The sequence below is a fragment of the Flavobacterium sp. HJSW_4 genome (assembly GCF_042436695.1).
Lineage (GTDB): Bacteria > Bacteroidota > Bacteroidia > Flavobacteriales > Flavobacteriaceae > Flavobacterium.
The window spans coordinates 1-19,051 of the sequence record NZ_JBHNPP010000011.1 but is presented as its reverse complement, the minus strand read 5'-3'; the positions used below and the strand labels follow the sequence as shown (position 1 = coordinate 19,051).

The 19,051-nt window shown below is 31.5% G+C and carries 21 protein-coding genes; 5 read left to right on the top strand and 16 right to left on the bottom strand.

The genetic code is table 11. The features are described 5' to 3' along the window. Positions 1-113: 113 nt before the first annotated feature. The 9 genes from ACE01P_RS12125 to ACE01P_RS12085 form a co-directional block, all read right to left on the bottom strand. Positions 114-578 (bottom strand): hypothetical protein, encoded by a 465-nt coding sequence (locus ACE01P_RS12125; RefSeq protein WP_379698002.1) that lies wholly within the window; start codon positions 576-578, stop codon positions 114-116. A 3-nt stretch (positions 579-581) separates the two neighbouring features. Next, entirely contained in the window at positions 582-1,520 is a 939-nt protein-coding gene (locus tag ACE01P_RS12120) for a hypothetical protein (protein WP_379698000.1), read from the bottom strand. A gap of 94 nt (positions 1,521-1,614) precedes the next feature. Continuing rightward, positions 1,615-2,604, bottom strand: coding sequence for a hypothetical protein (locus ACE01P_RS12115; protein WP_379697997.1), 990 nt, complete (start codon positions 2,602-2,604; stop codon positions 1,615-1,617). Then, positions 2,605-5,583: a hypothetical protein gene (locus ACE01P_RS12110; protein WP_379697995.1), complete on the bottom strand. Its 2,979-nt coding sequence runs from the start codon at positions 5,581-5,583 to the stop codon at positions 2,605-2,607. Positions 5,584-5,587: 4 nt separating this feature from the next. Beyond that, a complete protein-coding gene (locus tag ACE01P_RS12105; RefSeq protein ID WP_379697992.1) occupies positions 5,588-6,079 on the bottom strand; it encodes a DUF4280 domain-containing protein in 492 nt (163 codons plus the stop codon). 21 nt (positions 6,080-6,100) lie between these two features. Next, positions 6,101-7,204 carry a hypothetical protein gene (locus ACE01P_RS12100; protein WP_379697989.1) on the bottom strand — a complete coding sequence of 368 codons (1,104 nt, stop codon included), beginning with the start codon at positions 7,202-7,204 and terminating at the stop codon, positions 6,101-6,103. 295 nt (positions 7,205-7,499) lie between these two features. After that, positions 7,500-8,201 (bottom strand): M23 family metallopeptidase, encoded by a 702-nt coding sequence (locus ACE01P_RS12095; protein ID WP_379697987.1) that lies wholly within the window; start codon positions 8,199-8,201, stop codon positions 7,500-7,502. A 2-nt stretch (positions 8,202-8,203) separates the two neighbouring features. After that, a complete protein-coding gene (locus ACE01P_RS12090; protein WP_379697984.1) occupies positions 8,204-8,908 on the bottom strand; it encodes a hypothetical protein in 705 nt (234 codons plus the stop codon). 95 nt (positions 8,909-9,003) lie between these two features. Next, entirely contained in the window at positions 9,004-10,173 is a 1,170-nt protein-coding gene (locus ACE01P_RS12085; protein ID WP_379697981.1) for a helix-turn-helix domain-containing protein, read from the bottom strand. A 234-nt stretch (positions 10,174-10,407) separates the two neighbouring features. Between ACE01P_RS12085 and ACE01P_RS12080 the strand changes: the two genes are divergently transcribed. Then, positions 10,408-10,944 carry a porin family protein gene (locus ACE01P_RS12080; RefSeq protein WP_379697979.1) on the top strand — a complete coding sequence of 179 codons (537 nt, stop codon included), beginning with the start codon at positions 10,408-10,410 and terminating at the stop codon, positions 10,942-10,944. Positions 10,945-11,034: 90 nt separating this feature from the next. Here the strand turns inward: ACE01P_RS12080 and ACE01P_RS12075 are convergent, their stop codons facing one another. After that, a complete protein-coding gene (locus tag ACE01P_RS12075; protein ID WP_379697977.1) occupies positions 11,035-11,889 on the bottom strand; it encodes a nitroreductase family protein in 855 nt (284 codons plus the stop codon). A 128-nt stretch (positions 11,890-12,017) separates the two neighbouring features. Between ACE01P_RS12075 and ACE01P_RS12070 the strand changes: the two genes are divergently transcribed. Further along, positions 12,018-12,383, top strand: a complete 366-nt coding sequence (locus tag ACE01P_RS12070; protein ID WP_379697974.1) for a winged helix-turn-helix transcriptional regulator — start codon at positions 12,018-12,020, stop codon at positions 12,381-12,383. Positions 12,384-12,454: 71 nt separating this feature from the next. On the opposite strand, the gene ACE01P_RS12065 is transcribed toward ACE01P_RS12070, so the two are convergent. Further along, entirely contained in the window at positions 12,455-13,933 is a 1,479-nt protein-coding gene (locus ACE01P_RS12065) for a serine hydrolase (protein ID WP_379697971.1), read from the bottom strand. A gap of 365 nt (positions 13,934-14,298) precedes the next feature. Here ACE01P_RS12065 and ACE01P_RS12060 point away from each other — a divergent pair, with 365 nt between their 5' ends. Further along, positions 14,299-15,396 carry an exopolyphosphatase gene (locus ACE01P_RS12060; RefSeq protein WP_379697968.1) on the top strand — a complete coding sequence of 366 codons (1,098 nt, stop codon included), beginning with the start codon at positions 14,299-14,301 and terminating at the stop codon, positions 15,394-15,396. 53 nt (positions 15,397-15,449) lie between these two features. On the opposite strand, the gene ACE01P_RS12055 is transcribed toward ACE01P_RS12060, so the two are convergent. After that, complete coding sequence (locus ACE01P_RS12055; RefSeq protein ID WP_379697965.1) at positions 15,450-15,749, bottom strand: hypothetical protein; 300 nt, start codon at positions 15,747-15,749, stop codon at positions 15,450-15,452. A gap of 87 nt (positions 15,750-15,836) precedes the next feature. On the opposite strand from ACE01P_RS12055, the gene ACE01P_RS12050 reads away from it, so the two are divergent. Both ACE01P_RS12050 and ACE01P_RS12045 read left to right on the top strand, forming a co-directional pair. Continuing rightward, a complete protein-coding gene (locus ACE01P_RS12050; RefSeq protein WP_379697962.1) occupies positions 15,837-16,049 on the top strand; it encodes a helix-turn-helix domain-containing protein in 213 nt (70 codons plus the stop codon). Positions 16,050-16,064: 15 nt separating this feature from the next. Next, entirely contained in the window at positions 16,065-16,478 is a 414-nt protein-coding gene (locus ACE01P_RS12045; protein ID WP_379697960.1) for a hypothetical protein, read from the top strand. 109 nt (positions 16,479-16,587) lie between these two features. Here ACE01P_RS12045 and ACE01P_RS12040 read toward each other — a convergent pair whose 3' ends face one another. The 4 genes from ACE01P_RS12040 to ACE01P_RS12025 all read right to left on the bottom strand — a co-directional run. Next, positions 16,588-17,652 (bottom strand): hypothetical protein, encoded by a 1,065-nt coding sequence (locus tag ACE01P_RS12040; RefSeq protein ID WP_379697958.1) that lies wholly within the window; start codon positions 17,650-17,652, stop codon positions 16,588-16,590. A gap of 77 nt (positions 17,653-17,729) precedes the next feature. Beyond that, positions 17,730-18,209 carry a hypothetical protein gene (locus tag ACE01P_RS12035; protein ID WP_379697955.1) on the bottom strand — a complete coding sequence of 160 codons (480 nt, stop codon included), beginning with the start codon at positions 18,207-18,209 and terminating at the stop codon, positions 17,730-17,732. A gap of 88 nt (positions 18,210-18,297) precedes the next feature. Beyond that, the gene (locus ACE01P_RS12030) at positions 18,298-18,777 is read right to left on the bottom strand and encodes a YybH family protein (protein WP_379697952.1); all 480 of its coding nucleotides are present in this window, start codon (positions 18,775-18,777) and stop codon (positions 18,298-18,300) included. A gap of 80 nt (positions 18,778-18,857) precedes the next feature. Beyond that, a partial coding sequence (locus ACE01P_RS12025) for a hypothetical protein (RefSeq protein WP_379697950.1) occupies positions 18,858-19,051 on the bottom strand: 194 nt, incomplete at its 5' end.

Genomic DNA, 19,051 nt, shown 5'->3' with positions numbered 1-19,051 from the left:
TTTTCTTTTTAAAACATTTCAGTTTGTATTTTGAACGATTTTGTTCTTTTTAAAAGTTTTGTGTTAAGTTGTTCGACTTTTTGAGTTTATTAAAGATGAATGCTGATTATGCATTACTTCTTATGATTTTGATTAGTTATTGCTTTTGAACTTTCGATATCAGCATCGTATTCTTGCTTTGAAATTTTTTCAAATTCTATTGTTACTCTTTTGTCCTCTTCATCCGTATAAATATTAATAAATTTAATTTTAAACTTCCCATCCTCAATGCCTTTAAAATAAATGCTATCTGATAAGACGTTAGAATTGATATCAACTCTTTTATTGGAAAGGCTTTTTAGCTTATCCATATCTATTTGCATTTTTTGTGGATAATCAAAACTTAACTTATTTCCTTTTTTGGTAAAGTGGTAATCTGCATCATATATTTTTTGTATAAAATAATGTGCTCCAAATCTAAAAGATTCTTTATTGTTTCTATAAATATCAAAGATTCTATAATATTCTATTTCTTCTTTTTTACTATAGCTACAACCTAATAGAAATAATGCAGCGAAAAGGGCTATTAATTTTCTCATTTTTTATCGTATTACTTCCAAAGGGGCTCCTTCCATCGGACGATGTAAAATTAAGTCGTAACAAGAATAGTTCCCTTCTTTATCTTCTCTCATCAGTGATGAAAAATTCTTATAATATTTATCAGTTTTAACAAGCGCGACCATTTTTCCTTCACCATAAAATTTCATTTGGTATTGATCAAATATAAAGGGTTTGTCATCATTCGCATCTATTATCCAATTGTCAATTATAGCTTGAATATCATTACGTTTATTCCCGTAACTTGCCTGTTGCAATTCAAATACTCGATTGTAATATTTATCTGCTAATCTATTGATATCTCTATTTTTATAATCGTTTATGATTTCATTATAAAAAGCTTCCACCTCTTTTAAAAGCTTTTGTTTATCCTCTTTAGATAGATCTACGCTGTTTGTCCAGCCATTTAAAGTGTATGGAACTTTCGCATCAAATTCTAAATTCAATTCGTAGATAGGCAATGACTCCTTAAGTTTTGGCATTTTATATTTAAAGACTTCATGAAAATCCTTTACTTTTTCCTTGCCGTAATCGCCGCAATCAATTGTAATGTCAAATGACACATCATTTGGGTCAATTAATAATTTTGTATTATAATTTTCATCTGTTTCCGGAGTAATTATAATTTTTATTTTCTGTGTCCCAGAACTGATTAAAGATGGATTTATTGGAATAGAACCTGTTATATTTCCTGAATCATAATGTGAAAAAATTGGATTCCCATTAATTAAAACTTCAAAACTAAGCCCTCCCGCATTCATGTGCAGGGTATAGTTCGGATTATAATCATAAGTTTTTATTTCTTTGTAGATATTAGCTACTTTTTTTATGTTTACCTGATTCATTACATCTGTTTTTCTGATTTCTTGCGCACAAGAAATCAGAAAAGAAAAACTTACAAAAACACTTAATGCTTTAATCATATGTCTAACGTATTACTTTTAGTTTAGCTCCTTCCTTAAGTCGATAGAAATATTGAGAAAAGAAATCAGACTGACAACCTTTATAATTTTCATTTTAACGTATAATTTCTAATTCCTTAGAGCCCTTTGGAATATGGAGATATAAATCGAGTGATGTTATTTTTTTATTTCCTTCTTGATCTATTTTTTCGTGCAAAAAGAATGATTTTCCTTTATTTTCTATATCAGTCCTTTCAATACTAATTATTCTATTATTACCATAAAGCAATATTTTATATTTACTTAAGGGAATAAAATTGTTTGTGAACTTATTTTTATTATTATTCATAGCATTTTGATATTTTTTTATAACATCAAATTTTAGGTATTCAGATTGGTACCATTCAGTATCGGCTTTCAAATATTCTGTCTTTACATAGTCAAAATCCTTCTCTTGATATTTGTCAACTAATTTTTTACAGAATTCTAATACTTTTTCGTGTAAAACTTCTTGGTCCATTTTACTAAGATCCTCACTATCAGACCAACCTTTCAATTCATAAGGTATGGTAGCTGTAAAATTAAAATCTTCAATTAATATATTTTGTCGGCTATAATCAATTGGCTTATTGTAATCATATTCTCCCTTATTATCTAATTTATAGTTAGGAAGTTCATAGTTTGTAACTATCTTAGGTTCTTCTAGATTACCATTTTTATCCCATGCAGTTTTTTCAATTTGAAAGTTGAATTTTGGATTATTATTAAAAAATGGATTAGGGACGTATTTTTCTCTATAAGAAGGATATATTTTTATTTGTAACTGTTGTTCACCACTTTTAAGGAGAGCATAATTAATAGGAAATACAAGAGTTCCTACATCATTGTTGAATTTTTTGGCAACAGGCAGATCATTAATTGTTACTTCGTAATTAAGTGTCGTTTCTATTTTTATTCTATATATGGGCTGATAATCAAAATATTTTATTTTATCTGTTATAGCAGATATCCTTTCTTCTGTATTCATTGTTTTATCTATTTTTTCTTGTGAGTTGCAACTTATTAGACTAATATTCAATACTATTGCTAAAATTATTTTTTTCATTTATAAAGATATTAAAGGTAATTTCCAACCTGTTTTCCATTCGTAAGGGTCTAATACAACAATTTTTCCTTCGCCCTCATAGTGAAGACCGCTTTGTTCTTTTAATTCTTCAATACTACTTCCTTTCGCCCCATCCTCTTCCACTGCTCCAAAATTCGCATTTCCTTTTAAAACAAGACCGTCAAATTTTATGGTTGGTTCTAAATAGATTCCGTCTTTATCTGCTTTAGTGACGCCTTCTATTGATACTCCTGTAATAATAGAAGCTTCTAATTCTCCATATATTGAATAATTTCCGAAAACGAAATTTTTATAGGTCGCATTAGCCTGAATATATCCTTTAAGATTTATTTCTAGTTTTCCTTCTAATTTACAAGGAGAATCATCATCATCTTTCATTAATCTTTCAGAATATTTACTTCCTTCCGCGGTATTTATAGTTCCCTTAAGTGCGCCACTTATTTGAGAGGTTATTATTAAGTCAAGATTAATATCAAAATTATCTCCAAGTGCTTCGTCCAAAATATCTAATGTTGCAACAATTGCTAATACTACAGGATGATTGATTTTATATAACAATTGATAAACATCATACTTAATTTCGAACCCAAAAAGAGGATCAAGATCTATAGCTCCTTCTATCATGGTTCCCATAACTGGGGTATACAAATCTTTTGGAGGATCAGCGTACCAGCTTACAGATACTCCCACACTTGGAGGGATAAACTCAAAACTCCAATTACTCTTTTTTGTTGCTTTGCTTTTTTCTAATTTTTCTTGTAATCTTTTTGATCTATTAGCTGTTTTTTTGTCTTCCTTAGGAGAATTCTGAGTGGTTTCTTCATTTTTTCCATTACATATACTTTCAACCAAATCTTTAATGTCACCTATTTTTTTTAAGAAATCGGTTATTTCAGGCATACCCGATGATAGCTCTAAAGCATGATGTGGACGGTCAAATTCGCACATAAGCGAAAACTCACAATCAATTAGCCCCAGATTTGTAACTTTACTCATCATGTGCGAAGCTTGGCTTCTATAAGATTGTTTTCTTTTAGCTTGAGCAGCCGCTTTTTTAGCTTTTAATCGCTCTTGTTCTCTTATTTTTTGTTTCTTTTTTTGATCATCACTAAGATTCTTAGAACGTCCTTTTAATTTTTTCAGATCGGCTTTTGCTTCCAGTTCCTTAAGTTTCCATTTATCGTGATAGATTTCACGCAACTTATTAAATTCTTCACCATCGTAGTTAAATGCCAATTGCAATGTCCACTTAGTATCTGGATAAACCATAATATCTAAAGGCAAATTAGGGCAGCATGTGCGCAAAGCAACAGGGTATTTTTGTGCTAGATATTCACTATTTGGCCATAAAGTTGACAGCAATCCATTTAATGGAGGGACTGTTTTTCCATGAGTAAAGTCATATCCTACCTGCAATTCTAATTTCTCATCAGTTGGAGGCTGTAGAACAAAAGGCTTGTGGTCTTCTAAAATTTTAAAAGAGGCTTGTGATTTTATAGATGATATACCATTTATAAATTTAAAATTATTTGTAAAAGTGCTGTCATCAGAACCATGGTTTTCAACTTCTACATTTGGGTTATCTTTATCTGGGCTATTACTTTTATATTCTGCTAGCCTCCATTTTTTACTTCTTTCCCCTTTACCATTTTCAATTAATTTTTCAATTTTAGAAATATCTATTACATGGCCTGTGTGGGTTTTAACTGGATCTTCAGAGTAAATGCATTCGCTGGTTTTTAATCCTTCTAATTCTACTGAAAAATCTTTTCTGGATTCTTTTATACCAGCTGTCAGAGGAAAAACTAATTTAGTTAAGCTTAGATTGTTTTGAACATTATAGATTTCAATTTCAACGGTATCTTCTCCTCTTGAATATTTACCAACAGCTCTATTAAATCGGCATGGCAAAAAATTAGCAATAGAGGTTTCTATTGTACCTGTAACTAAAACTTTGTTTCCTTCGGGCTCTAAAGTAGTGATTTCATATGTCCTTCCTAACACTCTCACAAGAGGTTGGTTGCCAGCATTGCTTATTTTTAAGTATTGGTTATTAATTGCCGTAAACATATAAGCTTTCATCTGAATAGAATTGTCTGTCCCTTGAGCATTATTTGTTTCCTTATTTACAAAAAAAGCCCAAAGAGGATCTACATATATATCTACAATACACTTTTGAACTAATTTTCTTGTTGTTTTGTTCTTTTTCTCATCTATAACATTTAGGATATATAAATCACAATCAATAACACGGTCTGGTAAATCATTGTGTACCTTTACTTCTCTTGTTAATGTTTTATTAGATATTGGGGCATTGTTTTTATTAATCTCCTCTTTAGGTCTAGGCACTTTTTGATATACCCCATTATCTTTTTCAAAGAGGGGCAAATCCTCATCTTGAAGCTGAACATCATAAAGATCAATTAATATTTCATCTCCATACAAGCCTTCTGTATAGATGTGAAGTTGTATAGTTTCCCCATATTTGATATCACCTTTAATGATGGCTCCATCATTGCCTGATAAATATTCCCTCCATTCGTATCCTACCACTTTTGGCGTTGATTTACCCGATACAAAAAGACCATTTTTAGGATTCCCTGTTGGAGACGAAACTCCATATATGTAAGGTTCTAACCAAGCAATTCCGTTTCCACTGTAAACTTTAGGAAGACTAAAATTTCCTCCGGAATAACCTTTACCAATAAATTTATTATAATCGTCATCTACAAATGATAATTTGTTCTCCAATAAGTTCCATATCCAGACTGTTTCTTTTTTTTCAGCCTCTGATAATTCACTCCAATTTTCTATTAAAACATTAACATTAGGATTACTATTTTCCTTTTCGCCCTTACTATTTAACTTAGATTTGGAGGCTTCAATTTTAATAAATGAATTACCTGGATTGTAAACATCATCAATCCCAGGATTAACTTTTAATTTAAATTTTGACATAATACTAATCTATAATTGTCAGTTCTATATTTTTTATTTCTAAGCTACTCAGATCAATTCCAGGAAATATCTGAGCATTTATTTCGCTATCTGTATTTTCTACATTTTTTTCAGAAACTTCTGCAACTTGTCCGTGATCTTTGATTGTGATACAATCAGGACCTCCTATAGGACAAGTGGCTTTACTATCTTCAAGTAATATTTTACCTTGATTAGACAAGGTCACCTTATCGTATAAACCACTCCATTTTGTAATCGAAGCTTGGCATGGCAGATAATCACCACTTCCGTTGGGTTGCATTTTACATTTTCCGAAAGTGTTTTTTTCTAATGTCTGACCAATTTCTTTGTCTGTTCCAATGAGTTTTTCCTTTCCATCTTTATCATTTGCATAATGCTTAGAATGTGTTTTAACTTTTAATTTGTCTGTTTTGGGTTCAACACTAAATTTACATTCACAAGTTGCACCCTGTACGACAAAATGTTTTTCAGCCATAATAATCTGGATTAAATTATTTTATTTTTTGAACATGTTTAAGAAATTCGCTAAAGAGCTTTTTCTTTCAATGGTTGGAATTTCTTCTACAAACAGGCGTATTTTTTCAGAAGGTTCTTCTGAATTCTGAATATGCTTAAAACCTTTTAATCTTTCACTTATATCAATAATATCTTCGTCTCCCATAGTTTGAAAATTCTGAAATTGTTCATGTGCCTTTCGTGCTCCAAGATCAGAGTCTGGTCTAAAATCTTCATCTTCTACTAAATGGAATAGTGCTATTTTTTGCACTTTCTTTTTTGCATCATTTATTTTAGTTTCATAAGCCGCAATAATTGAAAATATTGACCTGTCCTCGCCATAGAGTTTATATTGTACTTCCATTTCTGATTCTAAAGTTTTATAGGGCATATCCTGCAATTTTGCCTTTGGATAATTAATTCCCTCTAAAACTTCTTCGATAGACCGCTCATCAATGCTTTTACCTTTAGCGTTAACAATTATCTTGTCTGTAGCTGTGTAATACTCTTCAATTGTATGATTTACTCTGTAATCAATAGATTGATTTCCTAAAATAGGCGATTTCCATTTGTACGTCTGAGCTGTTTCCAAAGGATAGTCAATATAGATTGGAGAAAAATATAAATGAAAAAACCAATCCTGATTCAATGACTTTTCAAGTTCCTGCTTGTTCAAAATGAGTTTTTGAACTTTGTTGAGTATTTTATAAGCAACCTCGCTATAATAATAAGAACCAAGATGTTTTTTTAAGGAATTCCATCTTTGTACAATTTCATGATGGTTGTCAATCTCATATATTGTACCATCTTCGGCAGGTATGATCTTTATTGGAAAAATTGCTTTCGCACATTTGTCCAGCATTTGCTCTACCAGTAAATTAGGTTCTTTATTGTCAACATACACCTGTTTACGATTTACTTCAAAAATGAAATCATTATAGGCGTCGTTTATTTTGCAGTTAATTTCGACTTCGTAATGTACTTCTTTTATAAGCTTTTCATTTTCAAAATCCTGATACCTGTATCCATATTTTCTTGTTTCATTAAAACTGCTATGCTTTAATTCACGGCCATTATAAAAATTTATTTTTTCTAGACTGGGCATATCCTAAGAAAAGGTTTGTTATTTTTTCGAAGTAAATGTAAGTTTTTGTTTTCAAAAAAAAATTCACAAATTTAAATTTTAACAGAAAATTTCGGAGATAAATTAATTAACAACCGTAACAACCCCATATAACTCTGATAATAAAAAACTTACAATTAAAAATTCAGAATCAGTAGTCAAAATTTGGCTTAAAAATTAATGATCGAATTAATTCTTCTTTGTTTAATTTTGAATGCATTTGCCAATAAATAAAAAAGCTTCAGATTGCTCTGAAGCTTTTTATTTATACAAATTCTCAATTTTTCCTTACTGTTTGAGAAGTAACAGGTTCCCCTCTTTCTGTAAAAACATCATCTGCATAATAGTTTACAAATTGCATCGGAACACCAACACCAGTATCTAGCAACGGAGTTGTCTGCAAATGATAATGCAAATGCGGCCCAGTAGAATATCCGCTATTTCCTGCCAAACCTACTTGTTGTCCTCTCACGACAGTATCTCCTACTGCAACGATGATGGAATTCTTTTTAAAATGAATCATAAAGGAATATTCTCCATTCAAATGATCAATTATAATATAATTTCCTAATGGCTGTTTGCTGTTTTTAATTCCAGGAACATTGTCTTCTATGGCATTTTCCATTGCAATAATTTTTCCATTTCCAGGTGCGTTCAGGCGTTTGCCAAAACAATAATAATCTTCATTTTTGGTTCCGTCTCCGGTTTTGTTACTTCTGTTTACTATATGAACCATGTCGAGCGCATATCTCTGATGGCGACTAGGCGCAAAATGATGATTTTCTTCTAGCGATTTTCCGCCCGCAACGATGTACCAATCGTCTTCAAAAGGCAGTTCCAACACTGTTTTTGTTTTGTAATTTAAATAGACATCTTCGTCAAATTTACCTTCATCTCCCATTAGCATGTCTGCACAAGATGTTAGCAAAAAAGCAACTATAAAAATAAATGCGTAAACTGTAGATTTGATATATTTCATGATTAGAATTTATAGTTAATACCAAGGTTTAATTGATGCTGTAATTCTCTGTAAGCACTCGGAATTTGAAGTCGGGAATAATTAAAGTTGTAAGTTGCCTTTACATCAAAATGATTGGAAAGTTTATAACCGTATTCTAAATCCCATAAAACACTTTGATAATTGTCTACAATGTAAAATTTGCCTTCGGCGTTGGTAACTCGAAGTAGCATAATAGGAAGAGTTAATTTTGAAGACAGATACTGTTTTTCATTTATCTGATAACTGAATCTACCTGTAATGCCGAACTCCTGATGAAACGAAATATAATCTCCATCGTGATATGCAGCCAAAGAAGTTCGCAATTGCAATCCTGCGTGTATTGTAAATCTATTTCTGTCATACACTTTTTTTAAATACGAAAAATTCATTCCGCCTTTGTAATAATCGGTATTGAGAATAGATAACTTATCTGTTTTTAGATCCGTTGAAAGAAGGTCTAGATTTACTTCAAATAAATTATCATTTTTACTCGTTCGAGCATAGTTTAATTTATAAATCAAACCTTGATACTCGTAAGTTGCTACGGGAGCAAATTCGAGATTTTTTAAATAGCCAAAATTGTTTCCAACAGAAAATTCGAGCTGATTCTTTTTTTCAGTCGTTTGAGATTGAACAGAGACCGCAGACAAAATTGCAGCGCTAAACAGAAACCGATTTAATTTCATATAGTTTGAGATGATTAAGTTGATTATCATCGCCAAAACTAAATGGATTGAAAAATTGAAAAGTCCAAATAACTTAAGACTGAAGAAATCCGAACTTATTTATTATTGTTACGGAAACTGTTTGGTGTCATTCCTGTCGATTTTTTGAAAGCATTGTGAAATGTAGTCTTTGAAGTAAAACCCGATTCTAAACCCATTGCTAGCAAGCTGTAGTTTTCATAATCCGAATCGAGAATCATTTTTTTCACAGCTTCCACCCGATAATTATTGATGTAATTTGCAAAGTTATCTTCGGTAATCGCATTAACAAGCTGCGAAACATATCCTGCACTTATTCCTAACTGTTCAGCCACTTTTTCTCTGTTTAGACTGCTGTCTCTGTAAATTTCTTGTTCCTCACAAAGCTCCTGTAGTCTTTTGAAATAAGGATTTTCTTTTGTAAAAAGATCCAAAGCAATTGCATCATTGCTTTTTTTAAGAATTACCTCTTCAACAGATACAAGGTTTTCTGAAGGAATTTCTTGGTACAGCAACTCCTCTATTTCTTCCTTATTGTCTGCCAATCTATATCTGAATACACCATAATAGGTAGTGCAATGAATTAAAAATGTAGCAAAAAGGGCAAGAATTCTCATAACATATGAAACATCATAATGAAAAAACAGTCCGATTAAAATGGCTGTAATCCAAGATAGCATTAATGCATAAACGAGAACCCATAAAAAAGTGATCCATTTTTTTTCTTGCTTATCCTTTGAAAATTTAATAAAACTGAAAGTATAAACAGCCATAAAAGGCATAAAGAGCAGAATAATAAAAAAATCAAAATCTCCTAGAGTTTCTAAAAAGTTTTTAAGAGCAACAGGGATTGTAAAAAAATGGGCAACAACATCACAATCATAAAAAATATTTGAAAAAGCTGAATATAAAAACGGCACATACAGCCATCGAATCTTTTTCGAATTTCTGATGGGATGATTCACCTGATGTATGACAAACATAAAAATGAAAACCGGGAAAATGAATGCCCATTCTACATCATCGAGAAATCGCAGAAAAGGCATACTGCTATAAATATCAATTATTTCGAAAACGAGATTTGCGATAAGAATAGAAAGTGCAAATATTGCGTAGGCCAGATATTTATTGGCATTGCTCTTAAATAGTGGCGATTTTAAGATAATTGCTCCAAGAACTAATCCTTGGAAAATGGCTGTGTTAAAGAAAATTGTAAAGATCAATCTATATCGTCGTTGTTTAGGCATACTGTCAACATAATGCTACCAGTACAAAATTGTTTTTAGTCTATTTCTTATATTTTTGTTTGACGAAACTATACTTAATTCATTTTATTTACTGTTAAAGGAAATACAATTAAAACCTAAGAAAAAGACAAATAAAAGATAAATGAGTACCGATTTATTCAATTTTAAGCTTTTGAAACCTTTTCTAATTTTTCTTACACGAATTTTGGTTTCAAATAATTCAAATCAATCTTTATGAAAAAAATTTTATTGCTAGCTGTTTTTACAGTTTTAGGATTTGCGAATGTTAATGCCCAAGAAATTAAATTTGGAGCTAAAGCGGGTTTAAACTTTTCAACTGTCAACGGAAGTAACACCAACAACATTGATTATGTAACATCCTACCATGTTGGCGTTGTATCGGAAATTCCAATTTCTGAAAAATTTTCTTTTCAACCTGAACTCATGTATTCTCGTCAAGGATATAGCTTCAATAATGATGTTATTGCTATGAATTATCTGAACATTCCTTTAATGGGAAAATACTATGTAACAAAAGGATTGAGTCTTGAAGCTGGACCACAAATAGGTTTTTTACTTTCTGCTAAAAATGAAGGAGTGAAAGTAACAAATTCATTCACTACTTTTGATTTTGGCGTTAATTTTGGTCTAGGCTATAAACTAGAAAACGGACTTAATTTTAGTGCAAGATATGACTTAGGAATAACTAAAGTTAGTACAGAAAATAGAAATGGAGTATTTCAAGCATCTGTTGGTTACTTCTTTTTATAGAATCTTAAATAATTTACAAAAAAAAACACCACTCATTTTGAGCGGTGTTTTTTTTTATCAAGTTCCTTAAAATCAACAACAACTTAAATTTTATCGAAGTTCAAAACCTCTTTCTTCCAGTGTCTGTCGTAAATTTTGTCTTCCTTCCATATAAGTCATATCATTTGATGAAAATCGAACAGCATCTTGCCAAGTCTGTGGTTTTAAACTATTATCTTGCCTAAATTTTAGAAAAGCTTTTTCATAAACTGGAACTTCTTCTTTCCAACTTTTTCTATCATATCCATTATAATGCAATACAGCTTTTTGGCTTAAACGAGGTCGTATGCTACTAACTTCAGATGGATCTGGCATTCCTAAAACCATTCCAAAAACAACATAACTATAAGCTGGTAAATTTAAAAGCGCTGCAATTTCTTTTGCATTGTTTCTCATTGCACCAATATAAACCACTCCAAGTCCAAGAGACTCTGCTGCTATAACTGCATTTTGTGAAGCAATAGCGGTATCAATAGAAGCCATCAACAAAGCATCGGTATATTTTTGCACTTCATTGCTGCCGTTTTCTACTGATGAAATTTCATTATTTCGATACATATCTGCAATCCACAACAGAAAAACAGGCGCTTGTTCTATATACGGATTTCCTTTTCCGAATTTAGAACCCAATCTTGAAGTTTTTGCGACTTCTGCTTTTAACTCAACATCAGTAACTGCAATTACACTCCATTGATTTAAGTTTGAGGAATTGGAAGCCGATTGCGCTGCCGCAACGATCGTTTCAATCGCTCCTTCTGGAAGAGCATCTGGCAAATATTTTCTAACTGAACGATGGCTTAAAAGTGCTTCAATTTGATTATTCCATAATATTTCTTTTGGCATAGCATCTATGCCGTATCTTTGTAATAGTAATTCTTCTTTTCTATTATTTTCGTCATTTATCATAAACATTTTTTTTTATAATTTTGACAAAACTACAAACGAACAAATTAAATATCAAGTAGTTACAAACAAAGTACTTAGTATGGTAAACCATACTAATACTCATTACTAAACAGTTACAAATACAAAAAATGGAAAATAATATTGATTACAATTTTGACTTAGCCGGAATTTTTAAAATTATTGGAGGCAAATGGAAAATTCCATTAATAAAAGCAATGGGATCAGTATGTCCAAAAAGATTTGGAGAGCTTCGTGTAGAAATGGAAAATTTAGCACAAGCGACCTTAAGTACCCAACTTAGAGAATTAGAACGAGATGGATTAATTTTTAGAAAAGTTTTTCCTGAAATACCTCCAAGAGTTGAATATTGTTTAACCGAATTAGGAGAGTCGCTTTATCCTGTTGTTGACACACTAGAAGATTGGTGGACAATGTATACCAATAAAGGATGTAGACACCCAAGTTTAAATACACAAAAAACAAAGAAAAGTTAAAAACAAAAGCTTCAGAGTTATCTGAAGCTTTTTTGTTTCTTGTACTTTAGTCAAGACTTTATAATATCTGATCAAAGCAACTCTTTCAATACTTTTTTCCCGTTTTCGTTATCTGGATTTAACTCAACAGATTTTTGATACATCTTAATCGCGTCTGCTTTTTTACCGCTTTGAAGCAATGCCTCTCCGTAGCTATCATATATATTTGAGCTATTCGGAAAAAGCAATGTTGCTGAAGCAAATGTTGACAAAGAATTATCTGTTTTTTGAAGTCTCAGAAATTGATATCCTAGTCTATTAAAATCTCTTTCTGTTGCTTCATAACTGCTTGGATTTTTTAGATATCCTTCAATTAACTGATTTGCTTTTTCTTTATTTCCGCTTTCAAGCAAATTGCCATAAACTCTCGAAAGATTCTGTACGGGCATTTTATAAGGCTTATTATCCATTAATCTAAAGACCTCACTAGCGATTGGAAAAACCGGATTTGCTGTATTAGATATTAAAACAATCGTTTCATTTTTAGGAATGTTATGCATCAAAATAGAGGTAAGTCCAGTATTTAATCCATCATGAAAAACTATTTTTTCGTTATTTTCATTCGTATAAGTTTGCCAACCTAAACAATAAGCCATCTCTTTTTCGTCAAAACGATAAGAAGCAAGTTTTCCATCATTGAGTTTACTTGGAGTTAGAGCTTCCTCTACTTCTTTCTTTCCCAAAATCTGATAACTAAATAATGCTTTTTGATATTTCTGCAAATCTAAAGCCGTACTTACAATTCCGCCGCTTCCATAAAAATTGCTTTTCTCATCTATTAAAAGAACATCTTTTAAAGTTTCAACATTAACTACTTCCGTCGAATAAAAGTTGGGATACGTGTACAATTCTACTTGATTCGGTTCTTTAATTCTTCTATTTTTAGGAAGAAATGAATCCTTCATTTTAGCAGGTTCAAAAATATTTTTGGCTAAATAATCTCTAAAACTCATTCCTGAAATTTTTTCTACAATTAATGCCGCAAGACAGAAATTGACATTATTATATTCCCATTTATTTCCTGGCGAAAATGAAAGTTGTACTTTATTCTGAATTAATGCAGGAATAATATCTCCGTTAGAAATAACTTTTTCTGGCTGTTCTTTCATCAAATTATCAAATAGACGATAATATTGTGCCACTCCAGAAGTATTGCTTAGCAGATGTCTAATGTTTACGCTTGGATAAGGAAAATCTGGAAGATATTTTTGAACTGGATCATCAATATTTAATTTTCCTTTTTGTTTGAGTTGGAGTATTGATACCGCAGTAAATGTTTTTGATACCGATGCAATTGGAAATTGAGATTTCTCATTGATTTTTTCTTTCTTTTCGATATTAGAATATCCGTAAAAATTAGAAAAAGCTTTTTCTCCCGATTTGGAGACTAAAACACTGCCGTTAAAAAGATTGTTTTTAGCAAGCGTTGAAAAGAAATCATTTATCTCTTGCCCTGAGATAATACTTGTAAAAAGTAAAGCCGTAAAATAAAGAAATAATTGTTTGTTCATTTTGATTGATTGATTGATTGATTGATTGATGATTTTTTAGAACGAAAATAATGAAATATTATTACTACAATAAATTTCTCTTCATCATTCCGAGAAAAACTGTCTTCATGAGAAAATTTACACTACAAATCTTCGATTTCCGACTAAAATTTTCAATATTTAGCATCTTAATTGGTCTTTTTGACTGTTAAAATAATATTTTCTTAATCGCTGGCTTTCTATTAGCAGATGTTTTTCTTAAATTTGCGGCTTTAAAATTCGTAGGTTTTATTCCTCGTTATCCTAAGTTTGATAGCATATTTTTATTTAAGCCGACTAAAACATTAGAACATACTTTAATTATATTATAACCGCAAATCAATACAATGCAAAACAAACACAACCCCCTAATCCTATTTTTTACCCTTTTAACTTTATTTTTTTCTGTTAATTTATTCTCTCAGAAAAGTGTCTATGCCGGAATCGAAATTGGACGTAGAGCGATAAAAGTTTCTGTTATTGATGTGAGCAACATCAGAAAAGCTGATTATAAAATTCTTTCTTTCTGGACTGAGAGAATTCCGTTTGCTGACCATATTACTGCTAAAGGCGAGCTTACTCCAGAAGATATCACTAAAACTACTCTTACAGTAAGTACCCAATTGCAAAAAATTAGAGCTGAAAACAAACTTCTTGAAGAAAACATTTTTATTGTAGCTGCTCCAGTTTTTTCAGGTGCGCGTAACTTAGATGTTCTAAAAAACAAAATTGCTCTTTTAACTGGAAAACAATTAGAGGTTTTAGAGGTTAACGAAGAAGCAAAAACACTTGTTAAAGGTGCTATTCCTCCAGTTGATTTCGCTACTGCTTTCCTTCTTGATATTGGTGCTCAAACTACTAAAGGTGGTTATATCGACGAACTTAAAGATGGTAAATTAGAATTTATTCCTTTAGAGCTTAACTTTGGAACAATGACGCTTACTGATGCTGTAGAAAAAACAGTAGTAAATAAAAGTCAGATAAACGATATGTCGACTTATCAGGAAAAATCTTTTGATTATAATGTAATTCTGCGTAAAAAGACTAAAGAATTATTTGATGCGAATCCTCCTTTAGCAAAAAAGGATAAATTATACTTATCTGGTGGAGCGGTTTGGGCATTCTCAACTCTTTTTTATGACGAAACTGTTAACAAAGAACATTATGTTGCTTTAACTCTTCAAGATGTTATCGATTATGATGCTATTCTTAAAAACAACTTTAGTAAGTTTACAACCCTTGCAAAAACTAACAAAGAAGCTGCAAGAGTTTTAAGCACTTACGACCAAAAATACCTAATTTCTGCAAACAATATTCTTGTAACTTGTCTTGAAAGTATTCCTGACTATGCTACAAAGAAAATTTACTTTGTAAAAGAAGGACAAGTAATCTGGTTGATCTCTTACATTGCAGATCGTTCAAAAAAGATTAATACTAATTTCTAAGAATTATCTTTTTCCAAAATATTAAAAAGCTTCAGAGAAATCTGGAGCTTTTTTTATTCCTTCACCAATCTTTCATTAATAATATCTAACAATTCCATTTCATCGGTAGGAAATAAATGAAGTGCTTGTTCTAAAACCAATCCTACATCTATTGAAGGGTTTTTATTGTTTTCATTTTCTAAAGCCATAATACAAAGCTTTAAGGTGTTTGTAATCAAACAGCCTAACTCAGAATAATTTAAAACCTTTACCTCAGCATTACAGGTTTTATTATCTGTTGGTTTTAGAATATTTAAATATTGAGCCGATTGTTTTTTAATGTATTCCAAATCTTTTAATTCTTTAATATCCATATTATTATTTTCTAAAGTTATCTTTTATGATAACCAATTTAGGCAAATATATAACAAAATTTGAATTATCATAAAAGATAATTTATTTTGAAAGAAACCATCCAACAGAAAGTCGGAAAACGAATTCAAGAAATTAGAATTCAGAAAAACATTTCTCAACAAGATTTAGCTTCGAAATGTAATTTCGAAAAAAGCAATATGTCTCGATTGGAAAAAGGAAATTCTAATGCGACACTTTCAACATTAGAAAAAGTTTGTGATGCATTGCAAATAGATTATATCGAATTATTTAGATTCTAATTTCTTTTATAAAATATGTCTCAAAAAGTCTACATCTTCGGCAATGGCAACCTCAGCTTTAGTGATTATATACATCATTACAAAAACGCTATAGATAAATTATTAGAATCTGAAAATGTACATTTTATAGTTTGTGATTTTAAAGGCGTAGATACTTTAACAATGGAAGTTCTTAAGTGTGCAACACCAAATGTTACTGTTCTACATATGGGAGAAAGACCTAGATATGCGCCAGATAAATACAAAACAAAAGCTAGTCAATGGAATTTTATTGGAGGATTTGAATCTGATTTAGAAAGAGATTCTGCAGCCATAAATATGTGTACTCACTTTTTGGCGCACGATATAAACTCCAACGAAAAAAGAAAAAGTGGAACCTTAACCAATATTGAAACTTGTCTAAAAGAAAATAAAATAAGTTGTATTTAAAAACCAAAAATGCGTAAACCCAAAAGGACTTACGCATTTTTTTTGATGAAGCATTTCAAAACGCCATATAAAATTCGACCTATTTTATATCATTTGCTTTAAACGATGATTATCTTCTTCTTCCGCCGCCTCCACCGAAGCCTCCGCCTCCCATGCTTCGAGAACCGCCTCCCATTTGTCCTGCACTTGGTCTTGATGAAGATCCGCCGCGATTAAAATTGGAGTTTGAAGAACTACTTCTATTATTATTAAAATTTGAAGAACTTCCTCTATTGTTGTTAAGATTTGAAGTTCCCGCGCTTGGCGATGAGCTTCTTGTTCTTCCCGATCCTCCAGTATTTGATGGTCGTGTGCTTGCAGAAGCTCCTCCTCGATTGGTATTGTATCGATTATTGGTAGTATTGTTTCGCACCGTATTAGACCGCATTTTGTTATTGTTGTAATTATTAAAATTGTTTCTGTTATTAATATATACATTATTTCCGCCATGATAATGCCCGCCGTGATACCCATGATGATGGTAATAATGATTATGACGGTAAATACCTACTGCCATTACAGTAAAAGCAGCAAAATATGGAGGGTAAAATCCGTAGTAATAAGGCGGATAATACGGCACATAAGCTGGTGAATACACATATTGTACAATTGGCACTGTTTCTACCACAACGGCTGTTACGGCTGGTGCGCTAGCTACAGGTTCACTTCCTGTATATCCAGGATTTGCTGTTTTTGCAGGTGTCGATTGGGTTACAGGTTCTATAACATAATCTTTTCCGTAGAGCAATTCGTCGCCCACAATCTGCATTTTTACTTTGCCACTTTTGTCTTTATCAACCAGAATAACGGCAACGTCTTGATTTTCGTTTTTGTTTACAGCGACTTGAAGAACAAATGTAAACGAGTCTCCATTTTTCTTGGTATTTACTTTTATGAAGTCTACTTTTTTATCCAGATTCAAATCCAAATTATTGATTCCCGTTTTCTCCAGATTCAGATTTTTTTCAAATTCCTCAATGGTTTTTGATTTCTGAAACAGAGTCATCACAGCATACAAATCAAGATTATCTCCTGGAAGTCCAAGTTCTTTTCCTTCACCATCAGACTGACTAAAAATTAGCTGGGCCGACATGATTAATGCAACTGTTAAATATTTTGTGAATTTCTTTATCATAGTAAGAGTATAAAATATTAATATGCGGAGTAGAAAATGATTCTTTCTATACTTTCTACTCTGTACCCAGAAATCGTCTAGTGTTTTTTGGTTTTATCCAATTCGCCAATAAAAGGAATGGCATCCTGAATTTCAGCTCGTATGGTTACTTGCAAATACAACTCCAGCTGTACAAATTTTGCTGCGTTGATTCCGCCAATGGCTTTTGTCAATTTAGAATGTGTTTTAGCTAACAATTTATCAGAATCTTGATTGTATTTTAAGTTTGCCGATGTTAATTCTGTAGCTTTAGAATCGCTCAAGGTTGCATAATTGTTTGCATAATCTTCTAGAATTCTAATCTTCTGCTGGCTTAAAGCTTTACGTTCTGCTTCGTATTTATCATAAATTGGCTGAAATGCAGCTTCTTGTGCCTCTGTTAAACCTAAATATTCATGTACAACATCTGTCTTCGATTTTCCGTAAAGGTCTTGGATCATATTAATTTCATCCATAGAATTCTGTGCTGTTGCATTCAATCCAAAAGCTAATGAAAGTATAAATAGTATTTTTTTCATAATTTAAGTTTTTTAAAGTTTTTAATTATTTGCTAAAGTCATAGCTAAGCGTCAAGCCTAAACCAAATTGAAAAGTATTTGAATGCATTTATTCTGTTAATCCATCAGAAGCGCTCATATCTCTCAAGCATACATATTTGCCATCTCTTTTTTCGAAAAGACTCATATAGTTTCCTGTATTAATTGGAACATTTGTAGAGTCGGTCACTTTATAGTATCCTACTTCTACTACTTGATTTCCATCGTGAGAAACGAAGACTTCTTTGGTTTCAAATGAGATTACATTGGTATTGTTTTCTAAATCTGATTTTAAAAATTCATATCTAGCATCTTTACCAATAATTGGTGGCCTGTTTTGATAAAAAGTAATAGCATCGTCAGCATAATATCCGATCTCTTTTAACTGACCAGCATTGTATGTTGCAGCATATTCATTTTCTTTTGCCTGAATTTCTTTCTTGACTTGCTTTAAGTCAATCACTGCGTTTTCTTCCTTTTTTGTATTGCAGGAAACCAATACAGCACAGAACCCTGCTAGAACCGCTCTTGTAATTATTTTATTTTTCATACACATTTAATTTTCGATTTGTTATAAGATTATTTCCTTTTACAAACAGGCTTAGAATATGTTCGTAAATACAGGTCTTTTTAGTAATTCAATTCAACGTTTAACATTCCAATTACTCCTTTTGATCCCACTTGTGTCGGATAACTTAAATATCCAACTGGCGCATGGCTTTCGTACATTACCTCTGGATTTATGCGGAAAAATTTGGTTCTAAACGGAAACCAGTTTACTCCCATGGTTACTTCCCAAGGTTTTCCGTAATCTCCATTTATAT

Excerpts from the sequence above, each read along its gene's own strand:
- ACE01P_RS12040 (WP_379697958.1), bottom strand. The coding sequence starts at position 17,652 with ATGATAAAGAAATTCACAAAATATTTAACAGTTGCATTAATCATGTCG.
- ACE01P_RS12100 (WP_379697989.1), bottom strand. The coding sequence starts at position 7,204 with ATGCCCAGTCTAGAAAAAATAAATTTTTATAATGGCCGTGAATTAAAG.
- ACE01P_RS12075 (WP_379697977.1), bottom strand. The coding sequence starts at position 11,889 with ATGATAAATGACGAAAATAATAGAAAAGAAGAATTACTATTACAAAGA.
- ACE01P_RS12120 (WP_379698000.1), bottom strand. The coding sequence starts at position 1,520 with ATGATTAAAGCATTAAGTGTTTTTGTAAGTTTTTCTTTTCTGATTTCT.
- ACE01P_RS12045 (WP_379697960.1), top strand. The coding sequence starts at position 16,065 with ATGTCTCAAAAAGTCTACATCTTCGGCAATGGCAACCTCAGCTTTAGT.
- ACE01P_RS12065 (WP_379697971.1), bottom strand. The coding sequence starts at position 13,933 with ATGAACAAACAATTATTTCTTTATTTTACGGCTTTACTTTTTACAAGT.
- ACE01P_RS12060 (WP_379697968.1), top strand. The coding sequence starts at position 14,299 with ATGCAAAACAAACACAACCCCCTAATCCTATTTTTTACCCTTTTAACT.
- ACE01P_RS12035 (WP_379697955.1), bottom strand. The coding sequence starts at position 18,209 with ATGAAAAAAATACTATTTATACTTTCATTAGCTTTTGGATTGAATGCA.
- ACE01P_RS12085 (WP_379697981.1), bottom strand. The coding sequence starts at position 10,173 with ATGCCTAAACAACGACGATATAGATTGATCTTTACAATTTTCTTTAAC.
- ACE01P_RS12030 (WP_379697952.1), bottom strand. The coding sequence starts at position 18,777 with ATGAAAAATAAAATAATTACAAGAGCGGTTCTAGCAGGGTTCTGTGCT.
- ACE01P_RS12070 (WP_379697974.1), top strand. The coding sequence starts at position 12,018 with ATGGAAAATAATATTGATTACAATTTTGACTTAGCCGGAATTTTTAAA.
- ACE01P_RS12090 (WP_379697984.1), bottom strand. The coding sequence starts at position 8,908 with ATGAAATTAAATCGGTTTCTGTTTAGCGCTGCAATTTTGTCTGCGGTC.
- ACE01P_RS12125 (WP_379698002.1), bottom strand. The coding sequence starts at position 578 with ATGAGAAAATTAATAGCCCTTTTCGCTGCATTATTTCTATTAGGTTGT.
- ACE01P_RS12080 (WP_379697979.1), top strand. The coding sequence starts at position 10,408 with ATGAAAAAAATTTTATTGCTAGCTGTTTTTACAGTTTTAGGATTTGCG.
- ACE01P_RS12095 (WP_379697987.1), bottom strand. The coding sequence starts at position 8,201 with ATGAAATATATCAAATCTACAGTTTACGCATTTATTTTTATAGTTGCT.
- ACE01P_RS12115 (WP_379697997.1), bottom strand. The coding sequence starts at position 2,604 with ATGAAAAAAATAATTTTAGCAATAGTATTGAATATTAGTCTAATAAGT.
- ACE01P_RS12110 (WP_379697995.1), bottom strand. The coding sequence starts at position 5,583 with ATGTCAAAATTTAAATTAAAAGTTAATCCTGGGATTGATGATGTTTAC.
- ACE01P_RS12055 (WP_379697965.1), bottom strand. The coding sequence starts at position 15,749 with ATGGATATTAAAGAATTAAAAGATTTGGAATACATTAAAAAACAATCG.
- ACE01P_RS12105 (WP_379697992.1), bottom strand. The coding sequence starts at position 6,079 with ATGGCTGAAAAACATTTTGTCGTACAGGGTGCAACTTGTGAATGTAAA.